The following is a 17,762-nucleotide window of genomic DNA, read 5'->3' on the forward strand; positions in this document are numbered from 1 at the left end:
ACGCCGCCGCCGGAGACGAAGATGTCGATGTCCTGAACGTCGGTCATGCGCGGAAGGATAGGGCGCGCAGGGGGGGCCTTCGACGCGGCACTCTGTCCACCTCAGGGGCGCAGGAGGCCCAGGAACCCCGGCAGGTCGTCGGTGTGGTGGTGGATGTGCTCCGCCGGTTCGGCGAGCGGCGCGACATGGACCGTGCGCATCCCCATCGCGTGCGGCGCCGCGAGGTTGCGGGGGTCGTCCTCGAACATCGCGGCGCGCGCGGGGTCGAGCCCGTCGGTCGCGAAGACCGTTTCGAAGGCCTCGCGCCGGGGCTTCGGCACATAGCCCGCATGCTCGACGCCGTAGACCGCGTCGAAGAGGCCGGAGAGCCCCCGGTGCTCCAGCACGCGGCAGGCGTAGGGCGCGCTGCCGTTGGTGTAGACGATGCGGCGGCCGGGCAGCGCCGCGATGCGCGCGGCGAGCGACGGATCGGGCGCGAGCACGGTGAAGTCGATCTCGTGGACCTCCTCGAGATAGGCCTCGGGCTCGATCCCGTGATGCGCCATCAGCCCGGCTAGCGTCGTCCCGTGCTCGCGCCACCAGCCGTGCCGGAGGCGGTCGGCCTCCTCGCGCTCCACGCCGACGACCCGCATGACGCAGGCCGTGATGCGCGCGTTGACCTGGTCGAACAGGGCCATCGCGGGCGGGTAGAGCGTGTTGTCGAGGTCGAAGACCCAGGTCTCGACATGGGCGAAGCGTTCGGCGGGCATGCGACTGGCGTAGGGCAGGGGGCGGGCGCTTGTCCAGTCCCGGCGGGCCCCTGCGTTGCCGATTGTCGGCGCGGCCTGTCTTTGTCCAGTCTGGACAAGGCGCTACGGCCTCCATAGCGTTGCCGGATACGAAGGGATGACGATGATGAAGCCCAAGGGTCTGCCGAACCGCGACGCCTACGACCTGATCCTCGACGCGATCGACCAGGGCATCTACCGCCCCGGCGACCGGCTGGTGGAGAGCGAACTGGCCGACCGCTTCGGCGTCAGCCGCACGCCGATCCGCGAGGCGCTCCAGCGGCTCGAGACGCAGAGCCTGCTCACCCGCGACGGCCGCTCGCTGATCGTGGCCTCGCTCGACCACGCGCAGATGGCCGAGCTCTATGCCGTGCGGCACGAGCTCGAGGCGCTCGCCGCCCGCCTCGCCGCGCAACACGCCGCCGAGGAGGAGATCCGCGTCCTTCGCGACATGGTGGAGGCCGACCGTGCCCTTCTCGCCGACCCCGAGGCGCTGGCGCGGGCGAACCGGCGCTTCCATCACCAGATCCACCTCGCCAGCCACAACCGCTTCCTCGTGCAGCAGCTCGATCTCGTCTATCGCTCGATGGCGCTGATGGCGCGCACCTCGCTCGCCGCCGCCGGGCGCGGGGAGAAGGCGCTGGAGGAACATGCGGCCATCGTCGACGCCATCGCCAACCGCGACGGCGAGCGTGCGGCCCGCGCGCTGCGCGAGCACCTCTCGATCGCCTTCGTCGTGCGCCTCAAGGAGGAGGCGCAGGCGTCCTGACCGCCTCGGCGGGTTCGGGCGGCGCGCCGCCGTAGACCCCGTGGCGCGTCTTGTGCCAGAAGAACGGCCGCGCCATCAGCTCGAGCGCGCCGATCCAGGCGGCGAAGGTGCCGAGCGCGTAGTAGAGCTCGACCAGCGGCGCGACGGGACGCAGGTGGCGCAGATGCGGCGCGGCGCAGGCGTGGATCGAGACGGCGACAGACAGGACCAGCGACAGCATCATCGCCGCGCCGAGCCAGACGAACTGCGCCGGCGTCAGAACGGCGTGGAGCGGATGCGGCAGGAACGGCGCGAGGACGAGGCTCCAGAGCAGCGGCGCGAGAAAGAAGCCGAGCACGCTCGCCAGTAGCTGCACCTGGAGCCCGAGGAAACGCCAGGTCCCGAGGTCGCGCCAGAGGCCGACCGGGTCGCGCATCGCGGTCGCCCAGGTGATGAGGTAGCCCTTGAGCCAGCGCGAGCGCTGGCGGACCCAGGGCAGGACGGCGGCGTTCGCCTCCTCGTAGGTGGTCGTGTCGATGAGCTCCGTCCGGTAGCCCCTGCGCGCGAGGCGCAGCCCGAGTTCGGCATCCTCGGTCACGTTGTGCGCGTCCCAGCCGCCCACGTCCTCCAGCGCCGCGCGCCTGAGGAACAGCGTCGTCCCCCCGAGCGGCACGAAGAGGCCGAGCCGCTGCACGCCCGGGAGGAGAACGCGGAACCACGAGGCGTATTCGACGGTGAAGAGCCGCGCCATGAGGTTGTGGTTCGCGTTGTAGTAGTCGAGCCGCCCCTGCAGGCAGGCGACGTCCGGCGGCACCTCGTCGAAGCGGCGCACGACGCGGGCGATCTGGTCGAGCTCGGGCCTGTCCTCGGCGTCATAGATGCCGACGATCTCGCCCTGTGTGAAGGGCAGCGCGTAGTTCAGCGCGCGCGGCTTGGTGCGCAGCTCGCCCCGCGGCACGGAGATCGCCCGCATGTGGGGCGGCAGCTCGGCGGCGGCGAGGGCTCCGGCGGTGATCGTGTCGTCCTCCTCCACGAGGAGGATCACGTCGAGCCGTTCCGGCGCGTAGCGCATCCGGGCGAGGTGGGAGACGAGGCGCCGCGCGATCTCGGCCTCGTGATAGAGCGGCACGAGGACGCTCACGAGCGGCGGGCGCAGGATGTGGGGTGCGATGTCGGGCGCGGGCCGCGTCGCGTCATGGCGGTCCGGGGGATGGCGCAGCACGGTGACGAAGGCCGAAGCCTTGAGCGCGATGTTGGCGAGGAAGACCATCCCGGCGAGCGCGAAGACGGCGACGGCCACCTCGGTCGGGAAGGCCAGTTCCATCAGGACGAGCGCGAGAACCGTCAAGAGCGCGATCCGCAGCGCGCGCCGGGGCCGCCACGTGCGGCAGGAGAGCGCCCCGGGCGCCCGCGTTTCGGCCTCACGCGCCAAGGCCTGTCCCCAGAGCGTGCCCTGCGCGGCGACGACCTGCGCGCGGGGGGCCAGCGCCGGGATCGCGCCCAGCGACGCGGGAAGCCGCGCGGCCAGCGTGTCGAAGAGGTCGGGCCGCGCCGTCGCGATGACGACGGCGCCGCCGGCATCGCGCCAGGGAACGGCCTCGCAGGCGATGGCGAGGTCGCGCGGGACGAGGTCCGCGAGGTCCGGGTCGGGCGGCACGCGGGCGAGATCGGCGACGCCCGTGCCGTGGACCTCGGACAGCGCCTTGAGCAGCAGGCGCTCCGCGACCACGCCGCGCGCGAGAAGCACCTGCGCCAGCGGCAGACCGAAGCTCCGCGCGGCAACGGAGGCCGAGCGCACCTCGGCCGGCTGAGCGAGCCCGCGCGCCGCCAGCAGCGTGGCGAGCTGCGCGTCCGGCGAGGCGGCGGGCGGGGTGTTCTGCGTCGGGCCGCGGAGGTCGGGCGGCAGCCTGACCCTGAGCGCCGACTTTCCCGCCGGTCCGTCATGGCGACCGAGCGGGACGATGCCCGGCCCCGCCCCCTCCGTCGAGAGGCGGAGCACTACCGGCTGGCCGGCTTCGCCGTCCTTCGTCTCTGCGTCCATGTCCGTGCCGCGTCAGGGGGCATTTCCGGCAAACTGGACGAAATCGCTTAACAGCTTGTTAACGCCCCCCCCCGGCTACGGCCCGTCTCACCCCGTCGCGGCTCAGCCGCGATTCAGCCGCGCGCGCCCGCCCGTGCCCGTGCGGCTTCGGCGAAGCGCTCGAAGAGATAGAAGCTGTCCTGCGGGCCCGGGCTGGCCTCGGGGTGGTACTGCACCGAGAAGACGGGCCGCCCCTCGACGCGGATGCCGCAGTTCGAGCCGTCGAAGAGGCTCACATGCGTCTCGCGCACGCCGCCGGGAAGGGTCTGGCTGTCCACGGTGAAGCCGTGGTTCATCGAGGTGATCTCGACCTTGCCGGTCTCGAGGTCCTTGACGGGATGGTTCGCGCCGTGATGGCCGTGGTTCATCTTGATCGTCGTCGCGCCGAGCGCGAGGGCCAGCATCTGGTGGCCGAGGCAGATGCCGAAGACCGGGATGTCGGCGTCGAGCACGCCGCGGATCATCGGCACCGCATAGGCGCCGGTCGCCGCCGGGTCGCCCGGGCCGTTCGACAGGAACACGCCGTCGGGCGACTGGGCGAGAACCTCCTCGGCCGTCGCGGTGGCGGGCATCACGGTCACGTCGCAGCCGGCCGACGCGAGGCAGCGCAGGATGTTGCGCTTCGCCCCGTAGTCGAGCGCCACGACCTTGGGTGCCGGGATCGCGGGATCGCGCCGCGCGTAGCCCTCGGGCCAGGCCCAGCGCATCTCGTCCCAGCGGTAGCTCTGCGCGCAGGAGACGCCCTTGGCGAGGTCGAGCCCCACCAGCCCGCGAAAACCGCGCGCGGCGCGCACCAGCGCCTCGATGTCGAAGTTGCCCTCCGGGTCGTGGGAGAGCGCCACATGAGGCGCGCCCTGCTGGCGGATCGCGCGGGTCAGGCGGCGGGTGTCGAGCCCGCCCATGCCGATGCGCCCCGTCCGCTCGAGCCAGGTCACGAGGTCGCCCGTCGCGCGCCAGTTCGAGGGCTCGGTCGGGTCCCATTTCACGATCATGCCCTCGGCCACGGGATCGGCGGTCTCGTCGTCCTCGGGGGTCACGCCCACGTTGCCGATATGCGGAAAGGTGAAGGTCACGATCTGCCCGGCGTATGAGGGGTCGGTCATGATCTCCTGGTAGCCCGTCATCGCGGTGTTGAAGCACAGCTCGGCCACGCGGGTTCCGGTGGCGCCGAAGCCCTTCCCGTAGAACAGCGTCCCGTCGGCGAGGGCGAGGCAGGCGGTGGGCTTCGAAGGCATGGGGGGCTCTCCCGGGGCAGCGGCGGGCGTGGGATCGTTCCGCGGGGGTTTACGGAGCGGGCCGTGCCCGGTCAAGCGGCCTCGCGCGATGGTGTTCCGGCGGTGTTCTGCGCTGCGGCGCGGACATTGTGATGGACCGCCGCCTGCACTAGATTGCGCCTCCGGGACGGCAGCATTCAGGGGATTGCGCCATGGGAATGGGTTTGAGGGAGCGCATCGGCTCCGGCCTCAAGGAGGCCATGCGCGACAAGGACGCCACGCGGCTCTCGACGCTGCGGCTGATCAGCGCCGCGGTGAAGGACCAGGACATCGCGGCCCGCGCCAAGGGCGAGATGGACGGGGTGGGCGAGGCCGAGGTGCTGGCCATCCTCGGCAAGATGGTCAAGCAGCGGCAGGAGAGCGCGCGCGCCTACGAGGAGGGCGGGCGGCTGGAGCTCGCCGAGAAGGAACTCGCCGAGATCGCGGTGATCGAGGACTACCTGCCGCGCCGCCTGGCCGAGGACGAGGTCGAGGCCGCGATCGGGGCCGCCATCGCCGAGACCGGCGCGACCGACCTGCGCGACATGGGCCGGGTCATGGCGGTCCTGAAGGCGAAGCACGCCGGCCAGATGGACTTCGGCGCGGTCGGACCGGCGGTGAAGGCGCGGCTCGGCTGAGACCGCCCGCGCCCCGCGGTGTCGCGGGGTTGTCCGGCGGGCCTTTTCCGGTCCGCCCGGAATCCAACGATAATTTGCCGGCACAAGCAGGGAATCCCTGACTGGAGAGACGACGCCCGGGCGGTCAGCCTTGGGGGGCTTCACGTACTTGCGACCATTTCCCCCAAACAAGGAGCAAGACCGATGAACGTTTCCCAGTTCGAACTCGTCTTCAAGCCGCAATCCCCGGTGCCCCCGGCCGACATCGTGCTTCAGGGCTACTTCCTGTCGATCAGCAACCTCGAGAACGTGGAGTTGAGCTACCGGCTCGACTTCGTGACCTCGCCGGTGCCGGAGCCCACGCGCACGCTGTCGGGCAACACGGTGGTCATCGTGGACATCGCGGGCGGCAACAACGACTTCTCCTATTCGCTCGTGGGCGGGTCTTCGGCCAAGTCCTTCCGGCTGAGCCGCCTCGTCACGATCCCGCCGCACGCCACGGCGAAGATCGCGGTCCTTCCGTCCGATCCCTTCCCCTGCCCGGTGGGCGACGGCACCGCCGACCCCGCCGACTACGAGGCGCGGGGCTACGTCACGCTGCGGCTGCCCGCAGTCCTCAGGATCGACGGCGGCGTCCTGCGCTTCGAGCGGCAGATCGAGGGCGCGGCCAAGGTGATGCTGACGCCGCAGAACCGCGCCACCTACTTCCGCGAGGGCGCGATCGAGAGCCAGACGCAGGCGGGCCTGCCGCTCGCCTCCGGCAGCGCGCTGAACGAGATCCCGTCGGAGGGCTTCGTCTTCCCGGGCCTCGGCGACTTCACCGCCACCCCGCTCGAGGCGCTGGTGGACGCGCTCGACATCGAGACGGTTCCCGAGCGGCTGGCCGACCTCATCACGGTGGCGGCCGCCTCCGACCTCGACCTCGGGGCCTTCAACGCCGCGCTGAAGGAGGCGGGCGTGGGCCTCGCGCTCGAGAAGCGCGCGGTCGCCCGGACGGTCAAGGGACGCGAGGTCGAGACCGCCTGACAGCGCGGCGACAGGATGGGGAAGGGGCGCGTCGGGGGCCGCGCCCCTTCTTCCTTTTGCGGCGTCTCAGGCCGCGTGGAGCACCCGCTCGAGCCGGTCCTTCAGCTCCACCCGCTCGACCGGCGTGAGAAACGCGCCGAGCTCCACCTCGCGCCCGCCGCCCGAGAGCGTCAGGTAGTTCGGCACCGGCCCGCCGCTCGCGTGGAGGGCGACGCGCACCCAGTAGGGGTTGGCTTCCCAGTCCAGCGGCGCGCGGCGGTTCGGTTCGTGCCGCTCGACCCGGATGAGGTCGTCCCAGAGGATCACCTCCTCCCAGAGCGCGCGGTCCCGCCAGGACCGCTTGAGCGCCGCCCAGACGCCCCAGACGGCGCCCACGATGAAGGGCAGGAGCGCCCAGAACACCGCCGTCCCGAGGATCGACAGGAGCGGCACCGAGATCAGCACCGCCGTCGCCCCGATGAACCAGACGAAGCCCTCGGCCGTCAGCGACTGGTGCGGCGTCAGCCGCAGGCGCAGGCGCGGCGCGCCCCGCGCAGACGCGGAGGCCCCGGACGATGCCGGGGCCTCCCTTGATCCGCTGACGCTTTCCGTGTGGATCGGCATGGGCCTCAGTGCTTGGGCTGGCGGTCCCACATCTCGCGCGTCGGAAGCTCCTCGAAGGTGTGCTCCGGCGGCGGGTTGGGGAGCGTCCATTCCAGCGTGTCCGCATGCTCGCCCCAGTAGGCGTTCTCCTCCACGCGGCGGCCGTAGAACAGCGCGTAGAACACGATGCCGATGAAGAAGACGAAGGAGGCGAAGGAGATGAACGCGCCGATCGACGAGACGTAGTTCCAGAGCGCGAAGGCATCCGGGTAGTCGATGTAGCGGCGCGGCATGCCCTGGCGGCCGAGGAAGTGCTGCGGGAAGAACGTCAGGTTCGCGCCGATGAAGAACGTCCAGAAGTGCAGCTGGCCCGCCCATTCGGGATACTGCCGGCCCGACATCTTGCCGAACCAGTAGTAGACCGCCGCGAAGATGCCGAACACGGCCCCGAGGCTCATCACGTAGTGGAAGTGGGCCACGACGTAGTAGGTGTCGTGGTAGGCCCGGTCGACGCCCGCCTGGCTGAGGATGATCCCGGTCACGCCGCCGAGCGTGAAGAGGAAGATGAAGCCGATGGCGAAGAGCATGGGCGTCTTGAAGCTGATCGAGCCCTGCCACATCGTGGCGATCCACGAGAAGATCTTGATGCCCGTCGGCACCGCGATCACCATCGTGGCGACCATGAAGTAGGCCTGCTGCGTCAGCGTCATGCCCACCGTGTACATGTGGTGCGCCCAGACGACGAAACCGAGGCCGCCGATCGCCACCAGCGCGTAGACCATCGGCAGGTAGCCGAAGATCGGCTTCTTCGAGAAGGTCGAGACCACGTGGCTGATCACGCCGAAGGCCGGCAGGATCACGATGTAGACCTCGGGGTGTCCGAAGAACCAGAAGATGTGCTGGAACAGGACCGGGTCGCCGCCGCCCGCCACGTCGAAGAACGTCGTGCCGAAGTTGCGGTCCGTCAGCAGCATCGTGATCGCGCCCGCGAGGACCGGCAGCGACAGCAGCAGCAGCCACGCGGTCACGAAGATCGACCACGCGAAGAGCGGCACCTTGTGCAGCGTCATGCCCGGCGCGCGCATGTTCAGGAAGGTCGTGATCATGTTGATCGAGCCGAGGATCGACGAGGCGCCCGAGACGTGGACGGCGAAGATCGCGAAGTCAACGGCGCGCGAGGTCGGCGCGTCCTGCCAGCTGAGCGGCGGGTAGAAGGTCCAGCCCGGACCCGCGCCGCCGTCGATGAAGACCGCGCAGAAGGCCAGCGCCGTGCCCGCGACGTAGAGCCAGTAGGACAGGTTGTTCAGCCGCGGGAACGCCATGTCGGGCGCGCCGATCATCAGCGGCATGAAGTAGTTGCCGAAGCCGCCGAAGAGGGCCGGGATGACGACGAAGAACATCATCAGGACGCCGTGGCCCGTGATCAGCACGTTCCACAGGTGTCCGTCGGGCTGGCCGTCGAGCTGGTCCTTCAGGCCCAGCAGCGCCGAGGCCTCGGCCGGGTTGGCGGAGGCCGCCATGGCGTCGAGGGACTGGATCGCCTCGGCGCGGAGCGCGCCCTGAAGCACGAGCCGCGCCTCCTCGCCGCTGCCCGAGACGCCCGCGAGGAGCGTTCCCTGCAGCGCCGAGAGCTGGTCGGCGAAGGCGTTGGTGCCGCCGCCCGCCGTCGCCAGCGCCTCGCCGACGCGGCCGAACAGCGATTCAAGGGCGGCGGGGCCGGCCTCGTAGGGGATGTACATGAACTGCACACCCGGCTCCATCAGCTCCATCCGCATGTAGACGGTGAAGGCGACCGAGATCAGGCCCACCAGTCCCGCGGTGAAGAGGTAGAGGATGCCGATGTCCTTGTGGTTCGTGGACATGAACCACCGGGTGAAGAACCCCGGCCGCTCGTGATCGTGTCCCGACAGCGTGGCGTCAGCCATGGTCGTCTCCTGTTCGTTGCCGGAGCGTCGACCGCAAACGGTCCTCACCCCCTCGCTTTCTCCTGAAACCTTCTAGTCGGCACGGGGCGCGCTGGCAACGCGGGGTGTGTCGCTGGGCCGCGCCGAAAGCTGGGAAAAATTGTCCCAGATCAAGGTGCGCGCGGGGATTCCCGGGGGTCGGGCCGGTTCTGCGGCGCTGGGTCGCATGAGCCTGCGGCCGGGGTTTCGCGCCCCGCGGCCTCGCCGAAGACCTGCCCGAAGCTGCGCTTCAACGCCACGTCGAGGTCGTCCATCGTCACCGGGAGCCCGAGGTCCACGAGGCTCGTGACGCCGTGGCCCGCGATCCCGCAGGGCACGATCCCGTCGAAATGGCCGAGGTCGGGCTCGACGTTGACGGAGATGCCGTGGAACGTGATCCAGCGGCGGATGCGCACGCCGATGGCGGCGATCTTGTCCTCGCGCGGCGTGCCGTCGGGAAGGGGCGGCTTGTCGGGCCGCGCGATCCAGACGCCGACGCGGTCCGGGCGGACCTCGCCCCGCAGGTTGAACTCGGCCAGCGCCGCGATCACCCAGGTCTCGAGCCGCGTCACGTAGGCCCGCACGTCGCGGCCGCGCGCGTTGAGGTCGAGCATCACGTAGGCCACGCGCTGCCCCGGCCCGTGATAGGTGTACTGCCCGCCCCGCCGCGTCTCGTGGACCGGGAAGCGGTCGGGCTCGCGCAGGTCCGCCGGGTCGGCCGAGGTGCCCGCGGTGTAGAGCGGCGGATGCTCGAGAAGCCAGACCGCCTCGCCCGCCTCGCCGCGCGCGATGGCGTCGGCGCGCGCCTCCATCCAGGCCACGGCCTCGGCGTAGTCCACCGGCGCGTCCGAGGTGATCCACTCGACCATGTCGCTCGCCTCTCAGCGGGGCAGGAGGCCCGCGTCCTTCACCGCCCGGATATGCGACCGGCTGACCGGAATGTCACCCCCGCTCCGCATGCCAAGGATCGCGCGGTCGCCGTCGCGCCGCGCCCCCGCGACCTGCGCCGTCGCCACCCAGTGCGAGCGGTGGACGCGGAGGCCGGGTTCGGGCGCGGTCTCGCGGATCGCGTCCGAAAGGCGCATCAGCAGCATCTCCTCGCCGCCCGTCGTCCGTACGCGGACGTAGTGATCCTCGACCGACAGCGCGACGAGCGCGCCGCGCTTGTCCAGCGGCAGGCGGTCGAGGATCGCGGGCGAGCCGGAGGCCCCGGGGGCAGGCGCGGCGGCGGGCGCCGGGGCAGACGCGGCGATCATCCCGAAGAGCGCCGTCGCGATGGCCGCGACCGCGAAGATCGTGGCGAGCGTCCGGGGAACGTTGCCGGTGTCGGGCCACCCGCCGAGCAGGATGAGGTTCAGGAGCACGACCACGACCGTCACCGCCGCCGCCGTGACCAGCGCGAGCGCCGTCGTCACCGCGGCCGGACCGTGCCCGGAGAGGCGGGGCCGCAGGAGGACGTCCACCGCCGTTCCGGTGGCATAGGTCGCAACCACCACCGCGCCCCAGTAGCCGAGGCGCCCGGCCGCCCCGAGGCTCTCGAGCGTGCCGAAGGGCCCGGCGAGCGCCAGCACCGCCGTCGCGCCCCCGAGGGCCGCGAGCGTCACCGGCCGGCTCAGATGGCCCCGCATTTCGCGAAGCGCGGATTGCGACGTGGGTCTGCTCACGAACTCCGTCCGTTGACTGCGTAGGCGCGCTGGACCGGGCGCGCGCGGCCCGTGCAGGACCCTGCCAAAGCCGCGCCGCCCGGGCAAGCCGGGGCGCCCGCCCAACGGAGAGACCATGACCCTTCCCGCCGACATGCCGCTCGCCCTGCACCTGCACCTCTGGCCCGCGCTCCTTGCGCTGGTGCTGGGGCCTGTCGCGCTCCGGCGCCGCAGCCGCGATCTCTGGCACCGGGTCGCCGGCTATGCCTGGGTCGCGTCCATGGCGCTCGTCGCGGGCAGCGCCTTCTGGCTCGAGGCGGGGGTTCTGCCCATCGCCTTCGGGTTCGGGCCGATCCACCTCTTATCGGTCGTGGTGCTCTACGGTCTCGTGCGCGGGGTGGCGGCGGCACGGGCGGGCGACATCGCTGCGCATCGCGGCTGGATGCGCGGCCTCTACTGGCAGGCGCTGATCGTGGCGGGCACGCTGACCCTCCTGCCGGGGCGGGTGCTGAACACGGCGCTCTTTCCGGGCGATCCCCGCGCCGGGGTCTTCGCCATCGCCGCCATCGCCGCCATCGCCGGGGCGCTCGGCCTGCGCCGGTGGGCCGGGCAGCGCCGCCGCCCCTCCGCCGGGTAAGGTTTTCCCGACATCCCGCATTTTGCGCTCGGACGACGGCGGGCCTGTGTTACGCTTCGTCAAGCTGCAAGAAAGACGACGACAACCTGGAGGGAAACATGATCGGCAAATTCATGGTGTCCGCGAGCCTCGCGGCGGCACTCGCGCTCATCCCGGCCGAGCGGGTCGAGGCGGACGCGGGCGAGTTCATCGGCGGCGCCATCATCGGCGGGATCATCGGCTACGCCGCGGGCCAGAACCAGGGCCAGCGCACGCGCACCACGACCACGACGACCCGCGTGGTGCGTCCCGGCATCCCGGCGACGCAGCAGGGCCGCGAGACGCAGACCGCGCTCAACTACTTCGGCTACGAGGCCGGCACGGTGGACGGCCAGGTCGGCCCCGGCACCCGCGCCGCGATCGAGCGCTACCAGGCCTCGATGGGCTATCCGGTCAACGGGCGCGAGTTCTCGAGCTACCAGTTCGACTTCCTGATGGATGCCTACTACTGGGCGACGCAGCAGGGCGGGGCGCAGCAGACGGGCCTTCGCGGCCAGGCGCTCCTTTGGTCCTATCGCGACAGCCTGCAGGGCGGCCCGATCCAGAGCTTCGCGCCCCAGCCGCCGGTGACGCAGCCCGCGACCACCGTGATCGTCAATCCCGGCCAGCAGGCCATCCAGCCCGGCGTCAGCACCGTGATCGCCGCGGGGACGCAGGGCGGCGGGCAGCTTCCGAACCTCTTCGCGGGCAGCCAGCCGCGCATGTCGCTCGCCAATGCCTGCAACGCGGTGATGCTCCAGACCTCCTCGAACGGCGGCTACGTGACGCTCGCCACGATGAGCGATCCGGGCCAGGCGCTGTCCGAGCAGTTCTGCGTGGCGCGCACCTACGCCATGGCGCGCGGCGAGGAACTGATGGGCCGGATCACGGGCCTCTCGCCCGCGCAGATCGCCGAGCAGTGCGGCGCCTTCGCCACCATGCTGTCCGAGGAGATCGACCGCGTCTCGCTGATCGAGCAGGCGCCGCTCCTGTCCGAGATGCAGGCCTTCGCCTCGGGCACCGGCATCCCGCCCGCCGATCTCGCGGCGACCAGCAGGGTCTGCCTCGCCACCGGCTACGCGCAGGACGACATGCGCATGGCCGTGGGCTCGGCGCTCATGCTCGTCGCGCTGGGCGAGCCCGCCTATGGCGAGCTTCTTGGCCACCACCTGCGCGAGGGCTTCGGCACCAACAGCCGCCGCGACCTCGCCATGCAGTGGTACGAGGCCTCGATCTCGGCGCTCGAGCGCGGGGCCGATCCCGCCTTCATGCCCGGCCAGCCGGAGCGTCCGGCCCTCCTCCGGGCCGCGACGATGCAGCTCGGGTCCGGTGCCGCGATGGCGCCCCAGCCGGTTCCGGCGCAGCAGCCCGCGGCGGCGCTTCCCACCTTCCGGGTCAACCAGTAACGACGTACCGAGCGACCCCGGAGAGGGCGGGCCAGATAAGGCCCGCCCTCACGGTTTCGGGCCCTCGAAAGGGCGCTCGCGATTTTTCCGCCACCCCCCTTCACAAGCCCTTCCGGCTCGGCTAAAGACCCGCCGACTACCTGATCACGTGCGGTCGTGGCGGAATTGGTAGACGCGCAGCGTTGAGGTCGCTGTGGGGTAACTCCCGTGGAAGTTCGAGTCTTCTCGACCGCACCATTTCTCTCCCGCAGGACGGATATCCGACCCCCGAGGGGGTCCCGCGCAGCGTGGTGGCGCGGGCTTCGCGCTTGCGCTCGGCGCGCGCGCGCCGTCTTGTGGCCGCGCAAGTGTTGCGGAGGTCTGGGGTGAGCGTCAGGGCGGGTTTTGCCGGGGCATGCGCCGCGCTGTCGCTCGTGGCCACGGGCGCCGCTTTCTTCGGCTGGGTCTGCCCGACCGAGTGCGTGTTCGGGCCGCTCGCGCGGATGCTGGACGCCTTCGCGCCGGGGCTTCTGGCGCTCGGGCTCGGCTTCGCGGTCGTCGCGGCGCTCCTCGGCGGGCGGTTCGCGGGCGGGGTGCTCGCGCTCCTCGCGCTGGCCGGCGGGGGGCTGCACGTCTCGAGTTACCGCGCGCATACGCTTCCCGCGGTCCCCGGCGCGGAGGCCGCGCTGCGGGTCCTCTTCTTCAACGTCCGCGCGGACAACACGGCATCGGCGGCCGAGATCGTCGAGGCGGCGCGTGTCTCCGGCGCCGACATCGCCGTCTTCGCGGAGGCCTCGGCGCTCCGCCCCGCGCTCGATGCGCTCGGGGAGGCCTATGCCTTCGTCACGCCCTGCGCCGAGGAGGCCTGCGAGATCCTCGTCGCCACCTCGCTGCCCGTCCGGCGGTCCTGGCGCCTCAGCCTGAACGCGGCCTGGCCCGACCGTTACGCGGTGCTCGAGGTCGAGGTCCCGGGGCAGGGGCCGTTGTTCCTCGCGGCGAGCCACCTCGTGAAACCCTGGATGTCGGGCATCGCCGAGCCGGAGATCGCGCGGCTGACGGCGCAATGGGGCTGGTTCGAGGGCCCCGTGATCGCCGTGGGCGACTTCAACATGGCGCCCTGGAGCCGCCCGATGCGCGTGCTGATGGAGGAGACCGGGTTCCGCGGCCTGCGCGGGCAGCCCGGAACCTGGGCGGCCGCGCCCGGCATACCCGCGTTGCCGATCGATCAGGTCCTCGTCCGGGGCGGCCCCCGCGTGGTGGCCTTCGAGACCTTCGGCGCGGGGCTCGGCTCGAACCACCTGGGCTTCGTGGCGGACATCGCCCTCTCCGACTAGCGCCGCTCGCGCCCCGGTCCGACCCCGCGCGGACGTGCGCGGTTCATGTCACTGAAACCGGGCCGAAGGGCCTCTTGACCCGCCCGCACCCTTCCGGAGGGCGATGCTGCACTGGCGAAAAGCGACCTCGCGGAAAATAAATTAACAAATAAAAACAAATGTATAAATGAAAATGAAGTCGGAAAACGACCATGATGGTTGCGCCGTGGGGCCATGCTTGTTTTACTGCGGCATCAGCCGGGGACGACATCCGGCGCTGCAACAGGAGTGGGGTTTGGCCTCTGCAACAGCCGACGCGTTCGTCGAATTCGACCGCGTTCAGAAGAGCTACGATGGCGAAACGCTCGTCGTGAAGGATCTCAACCTCGCCATCGGCAAGGGCGAGTTCCTCACGATGCTCGGCCCCTCGGGGTCGGGCAAGACCACCTGCCTGATGATGCTCGCCGGGTTCGAGACCGCGACCCACGGCGAGATCACGCTCGGCGGCAAGCCGATCAACAACATCCCGCCGCACAAGCGCGGCATCGGGATGGTGTTCCAGAACTACGCGCTCTTCCCGCACATGACGGTGGCCGAGAACCTCTCGTTCCCGCTCGAGGTGCGCGGCATGGGCAAGTCGGACCGCGAGGCCAAGGTCACGCGGGCGCTCGACATGGTGCAGATGGGCGAGTTCGGCGGGCGTCGCCCAGCCCAGCTCTCGGGCGGGCAGCAGCAGCGCATCGCGCTGGCGCGGGCCCTCGTCTTCGAGCCCGAGCTCGTGCTGATGGACGAACCCCTCGGCGCGCTCGACAAGCAGCTCCGCGAGCACATGCAGTTCGAGATCACCAACCTCGCCCACCGCCTCGGGATCACGGTGGTCTACGTCACCCACGACCAGACCGAGGCGCTGACCATGTCGGATCGCGTCGCCGTCTTCGACGACGGCCGCATCCAGCAGCTCGACGCGCCCGACAAGCTGTATGAAGAGCCGCAGAACAGCTTCGTCGCCCAGTTCATCGGCGAGAACAACACCCTGAACGGCACCGTCTCGAAGATCGGGAACGGCGTGGCCGAGGTCACGCTCGACGATGGCGAGGTGATCGATTGCGTGCCCGTCAACGTCTCGGCCGTGGGCGAGCGCACGCTCGTCTCGATCCGGCCCGAGCGGGTGGAATACAACAAGGATCGCCTCAGCCCCGACGCCCACACGATCCACGCCGAGGTGGCCGAGTTCATCTACATGGGCGACATCTACCGCACGCGGCTGCGCGTGGCGGGGCGCGACGACTTCATCATGAAGACGCGCAACGCCCCCGACCAGCGCCGCCTCAAGCCCGGCGAGAAGATCGAGATCGGCTGGCGCCCGCAGGATTGCAGGGCGCTCGACGCCTGAGGCGCCCGCCCGACGGCACAGCGACTTGCCCCGCGCTCCGGACCGGCGGAGCGGGGCGGACGACTACCCGACCCAACCCATCCGGCAACGAAAGGATCGAACCGATTCACCGTCCGAGTAAAAGGAGAAACGACGTCATGAAACTCAAGAGCCTCATGCTGCTCACCACCGGCGCGGCCCTCGCGGCCCCGGCGGCCCTCGCGCAGGAGATGGTCGACGACCTGACCCTCGTGAGCTGGGGCGGGGCCTACCAGACCAGCCAGGTCCGGGCCTACGCCGAACCCTACATGGAGATGAACCCCGAGGTGTCGATCACCTGGGACGAGAGCTCGGCCGAGGCCGTGGCGCGTCTGCGCGCCATGAACGAGGCGGGCAACATCACCTGGGATCTCGTCGACGTGGTGGCCGCCGACGCCATCCGCCTCTGCGACGAAGGCCTCGCGATGGAGGTCGATCACGACGAGATCCTCGCGCCGGGTCCCGACGGGACGCCCGCGTCCGAGGACTTCGGCGACCTGATCGTGTCGGACTGCTACATCCCGCAGATCGTCTACTCCACCACCGTGGGCTACCGCACCGACGTCGAGGCGTGGGAGGGCCGCACGCCCGAGGACATCTGCGCCATCTTCGACACCGAGAACTTCCCCGGCCAGCGCTCGCTCGAGCGTCGCCCGATCGGCAATCTCGAATGGGCGCTCCTGTGCGACGGTGTCGCGATGGAGGACCTCTATGACGTGCTCGAGACCGAGGAGGGCGTCGACCGCGCCTTCGCGATGCTCGACACGATCAAGGACGAGACGCTCTGGTGGACCGCCGGCGCAGACACGCCGCAGCTTCTCGCCGATGGCGAGGTGGTCATGGGCTCCACCTACAACGGCCGCCTCTTCTCGCTGATCGAGGAGCAGGACCAGCCGGTGGCGATGCTCTGGGACGCGCAGGTCTTCGACCTCGACGGCTGGATCATCCCCGAGGGTCTGCCCGAGGAGCGGCTGAACCGCGTGCTCGACTTCCTCTACTTCGCGACGGACACGCAGCGCCTCGCCGATCAGGCGCAGTACATCTCCTACGGTCCGGCCCGCGCCTCCTCGGCGCCGCTCGTCTCGACCCATGCCGACCTCGGCATCGAGATGGCGCCGCACATGCCGACGGACCCCGCGAACGCCGAGCGGACGCTGCTGTTCAACTACGAATGGTGGGCGGACTACCGCGACGACCTCGACGCGCGTTTCCAGGCTTGGCTCGCGCAGTGAGCTGAGATGAAGATGTTCCCCGGGGCGGCGCGACCGACCCGGGGGGCCGCCAGTCTGTCCGTGAGGGCGCCGCAGCGGGCGTCCTGACGCAGAGACTGACACCGGCGCCTTCCAAGGCGAAAGGACAACAGACCATGCCCAAGGGCTACATCATCGGCCACATCACGGTGAAGGATCCGGAGGCGTACAAGGAGTACGTCGAGCGCGACACGCCGATCCTCCATGGCCTCGGCGGGCGCTTCGTCGTGCGGGGCGGGCAGGCGCAGGTGATGGAGGGCGAGACCCTCGATCGCCACGTCGTCATCGAGTTCCCGAGCTACGAGGCGGCGCTCGCCGCCTACAACGATCCCGATTACCAGGAGGTCGCCGACATCCGCCGCCGCACGGCGGACAGCGTCATCCTCGTCGTGGAGGGCACCTGACCATGGCGGACGCCACAGCCGCAGGCAACATCAGCCAGGACGCCGCCCGCTCCCGCAGGGAAGAGGCGGAGCAGACGGGCCCGATGCTCGCCGCGGACGGGCGTCCGCTCAAGGCCAGCCTGAACCGGGCGCTCCGGGCGCAGAAGCTCCGGGCGCTCGCGCTGATCGCGCCGCTTCTGCTGTTCATCCTCGTGACCTTCGTGGCCCCGATCCTCGACATGCTGTTCCGCTCGGTCGAGAACCAGATCGTGAGCGAGACGCTGCCCCGCACGGTCGTGGCGCTGCAGGACTGGGACCACGAGGACCTGCCGCCCGAGAGCACCTATGCCGCGCTCGCCTACGACTTCATGGAGGCGGCCGAGCGGCGCATCCACACGCGGCTCGGCTCGCGCCTGAATTACGAGACCACGGGCCTGTCGTCGACCTTCCGCCGCTCGGGGCGCGGTATCGACGACGTGGGCGAAACCTACGCCGAGCAGTTCGTGGCCCTGAACGAGGCCTGGGAAGACCCCGAGGCCTGGGCGGCGCTGATGGGCGATCCCGACTGGATCGCCGAAAGCCGCGCCTGGGCCGAGACGGAGGAGGGCGCCGAGCCGCTCTTCCAGCTCTCGCCCGCCGTCGTGGACCTCCTGCCCGAGACCGCGGACGCCTACCGTTCCTTCGCGCGTACGGTCCAGATCGAGGA

The 17,762-nt window shown here is 70.6% G+C and carries 16 protein-coding genes, 1 tRNA gene and 1 pseudogene; 11 read left to right on the plus strand and 7 right to left on the minus strand.

Going from position 1 to position 17,762, the window contains the following annotated elements; translation table 11 throughout:
• Window positions 1-101: 101 nt before the first annotated feature.
• Window positions 102-749 carry a pyrimidine 5'-nucleotidase gene (locus tag ACTS11_RS16815; protein WP_442641448.1) on the minus strand — a complete coding sequence of 216 codons (648 nt, stop codon included), beginning with the start codon at window positions 747-749 and terminating at the stop codon, window positions 102-104.
• A gap of 145 nt (window positions 750-894) precedes the next feature.
• On the opposite strand from ACTS11_RS16815, the gene ACTS11_RS16820 reads away from it, so the two are divergent.
• A complete protein-coding gene (locus ACTS11_RS16820) occupies window positions 895-1,536 on the plus strand; it encodes a GntR family transcriptional regulator (protein WP_442641463.1) in 642 nt (213 codons plus the stop codon).
• On the opposite strand, the gene ACTS11_RS16825 is transcribed toward ACTS11_RS16820, so the two are convergent.
• Together ACTS11_RS16825 and carA are read right to left on the minus strand one after the other, a co-directional pair.
• Complete coding sequence (locus ACTS11_RS16825) at window positions 1,511-3,556, minus strand: glycosyltransferase family 2 protein (RefSeq protein WP_442641449.1); 2,046 nt, start codon at window positions 3,554-3,556, stop codon at window positions 1,511-1,513. The two genes, ACTS11_RS16820 and ACTS11_RS16825, sit on opposite strands and share 26 nt — an antisense overlap.
• 113 nt (window positions 3,557-3,669) lie before the next feature.
• A complete protein-coding gene (gene carA / locus ACTS11_RS16830; protein WP_442641450.1) occupies window positions 3,670-4,830 on the minus strand; it encodes a glutamine-hydrolyzing carbamoyl-phosphate synthase small subunit in 1,161 nt (386 codons plus the stop codon).
• 197 nt (window positions 4,831-5,027) lie between these two features.
• Here carA and ACTS11_RS16835 point away from each other — a divergent pair, with 197 nt between their 5' ends.
• Together ACTS11_RS16835 and ACTS11_RS16840 are read left to right on the plus strand one after the other, a co-directional pair.
• The gene (locus ACTS11_RS16835; protein ID WP_442641451.1) at window positions 5,028-5,486 is read left to right on the plus strand and encodes a GatB/YqeY domain-containing protein; all 459 of its coding nucleotides are present in this window, start codon (window positions 5,028-5,030) and stop codon (window positions 5,484-5,486) included.
• 183 nt (window positions 5,487-5,669) lie between these two features.
• Window positions 5,670-6,491, plus strand: a complete 822-nt coding sequence (locus tag ACTS11_RS16840) for a hypothetical protein (RefSeq protein WP_442641452.1) — start codon at window positions 5,670-5,672, stop codon at window positions 6,489-6,491.
• 66 nt (window positions 6,492-6,557) lie between these two features.
• Here ACTS11_RS16840 and ACTS11_RS16845 read toward each other — a convergent pair whose 3' ends face one another.
• The 4 genes from ACTS11_RS16845 to ACTS11_RS16860 all read right to left on the minus strand — a co-directional run bounded on the left by ACTS11_RS16845 (window position 6,558) and on the right by ACTS11_RS16860 (window position 10,680).
• Window positions 6,558-7,094, minus strand: coding sequence for a DUF2244 domain-containing protein (locus ACTS11_RS16845; RefSeq protein ID WP_442641453.1), 537 nt, complete (start codon window positions 7,092-7,094; stop codon window positions 6,558-6,560).
• A gap of 5 nt (window positions 7,095-7,099) precedes the next feature.
• The gene (locus ACTS11_RS16850; protein WP_442641454.1) at window positions 7,100-8,998 is read right to left on the minus strand and encodes a cytochrome c oxidase subunit I; all 1,899 of its coding nucleotides are present in this window, start codon (window positions 8,996-8,998) and stop codon (window positions 7,100-7,102) included.
• A 149-nt stretch (window positions 8,999-9,147) separates the two neighbouring features.
• On the minus strand, window positions 9,148-9,885 hold the full coding sequence (lipB, locus tag ACTS11_RS16855) for a lipoyl(octanoyl) transferase LipB (RefSeq protein WP_442641455.1): 738 nt from the start codon (window positions 9,883-9,885) through the stop codon (window positions 9,148-9,150).
• A 12-nt stretch (window positions 9,886-9,897) separates the two neighbouring features.
• On the minus strand, window positions 9,898-10,680 hold the full coding sequence (locus ACTS11_RS16860; RefSeq protein ID WP_442641456.1) for a LytTR family DNA-binding domain-containing protein: 783 nt from the start codon (window positions 10,678-10,680) through the stop codon (window positions 9,898-9,900).
• Between the two features lie 115 nt (window positions 10,681-10,795).
• Here ACTS11_RS16860 and ACTS11_RS16865 point away from each other — a divergent pair, with 115 nt between their 5' ends.
• The 8 genes and pseudogenes from ACTS11_RS16865 to ACTS11_RS16900 all read left to right on the plus strand — a co-directional run.
• Window positions 10,796-11,296 (plus strand): DUF2306 domain-containing protein, encoded by a 501-nt coding sequence (locus tag ACTS11_RS16865; RefSeq protein WP_442641457.1) that lies wholly within the window; start codon window positions 10,796-10,798, stop codon window positions 11,294-11,296.
• 98 nt (window positions 11,297-11,394) lie between these two features.
• Window positions 11,395-12,720 carry a peptidoglycan-binding domain-containing protein gene (locus ACTS11_RS16870; protein WP_442641458.1) on the plus strand — a complete coding sequence of 442 codons (1,326 nt, stop codon included), beginning with the start codon at window positions 11,395-11,397 and terminating at the stop codon, window positions 12,718-12,720.
• 150 nt (window positions 12,721-12,870) lie between these two features.
• Window positions 12,871-12,957, plus strand: a tRNA-Leu gene (locus ACTS11_RS16875).
• Between the two features lie 128 nt (window positions 12,958-13,085).
• Window positions 13,086-14,033, plus strand: coding sequence for an endonuclease/exonuclease/phosphatase family protein (locus tag ACTS11_RS16880; protein ID WP_442641459.1), 948 nt, complete (start codon window positions 13,086-13,088; stop codon window positions 14,031-14,033).
• A gap of 274 nt (window positions 14,034-14,307) precedes the next feature.
• Window positions 14,308-15,405: an ABC transporter ATP-binding protein gene (locus ACTS11_RS16885; RefSeq protein WP_442641460.1), complete on the plus strand. Its 1,098-nt coding sequence runs from the start codon at window positions 14,308-14,310 to the stop codon at window positions 15,403-15,405.
• 137 nt (window positions 15,406-15,542) lie between these two features.
• Window positions 15,543-16,655 carry an extracellular solute-binding protein gene (locus ACTS11_RS16890; RefSeq protein ID WP_442641461.1) on the plus strand — a complete coding sequence of 371 codons (1,113 nt, stop codon included), beginning with the start codon at window positions 15,543-15,545 and terminating at the stop codon, window positions 16,653-16,655.
• Between the two features lie 134 nt (window positions 16,656-16,789).
• Window positions 16,790-17,077 (plus strand): DUF1330 domain-containing protein, encoded by a 288-nt coding sequence (locus ACTS11_RS16895; protein WP_442641462.1) that lies wholly within the window; start codon window positions 16,790-16,792, stop codon window positions 17,075-17,077.
• Between the two features lie 2 nt (window positions 17,078-17,079).
• A pseudogene (locus ACTS11_RS16900) lies at window positions 17,080-17,762 on the plus strand (ABC transporter permease); the annotation flags it as partial.

Origin of the sequence: Roseicyclus sp. (assembly GCF_052168335.1) — a bacterium.
Classification (GTDB): domain Bacteria; phylum Pseudomonadota; class Alphaproteobacteria; order Rhodobacterales; family Rhodobacteraceae; genus Roseibacterium.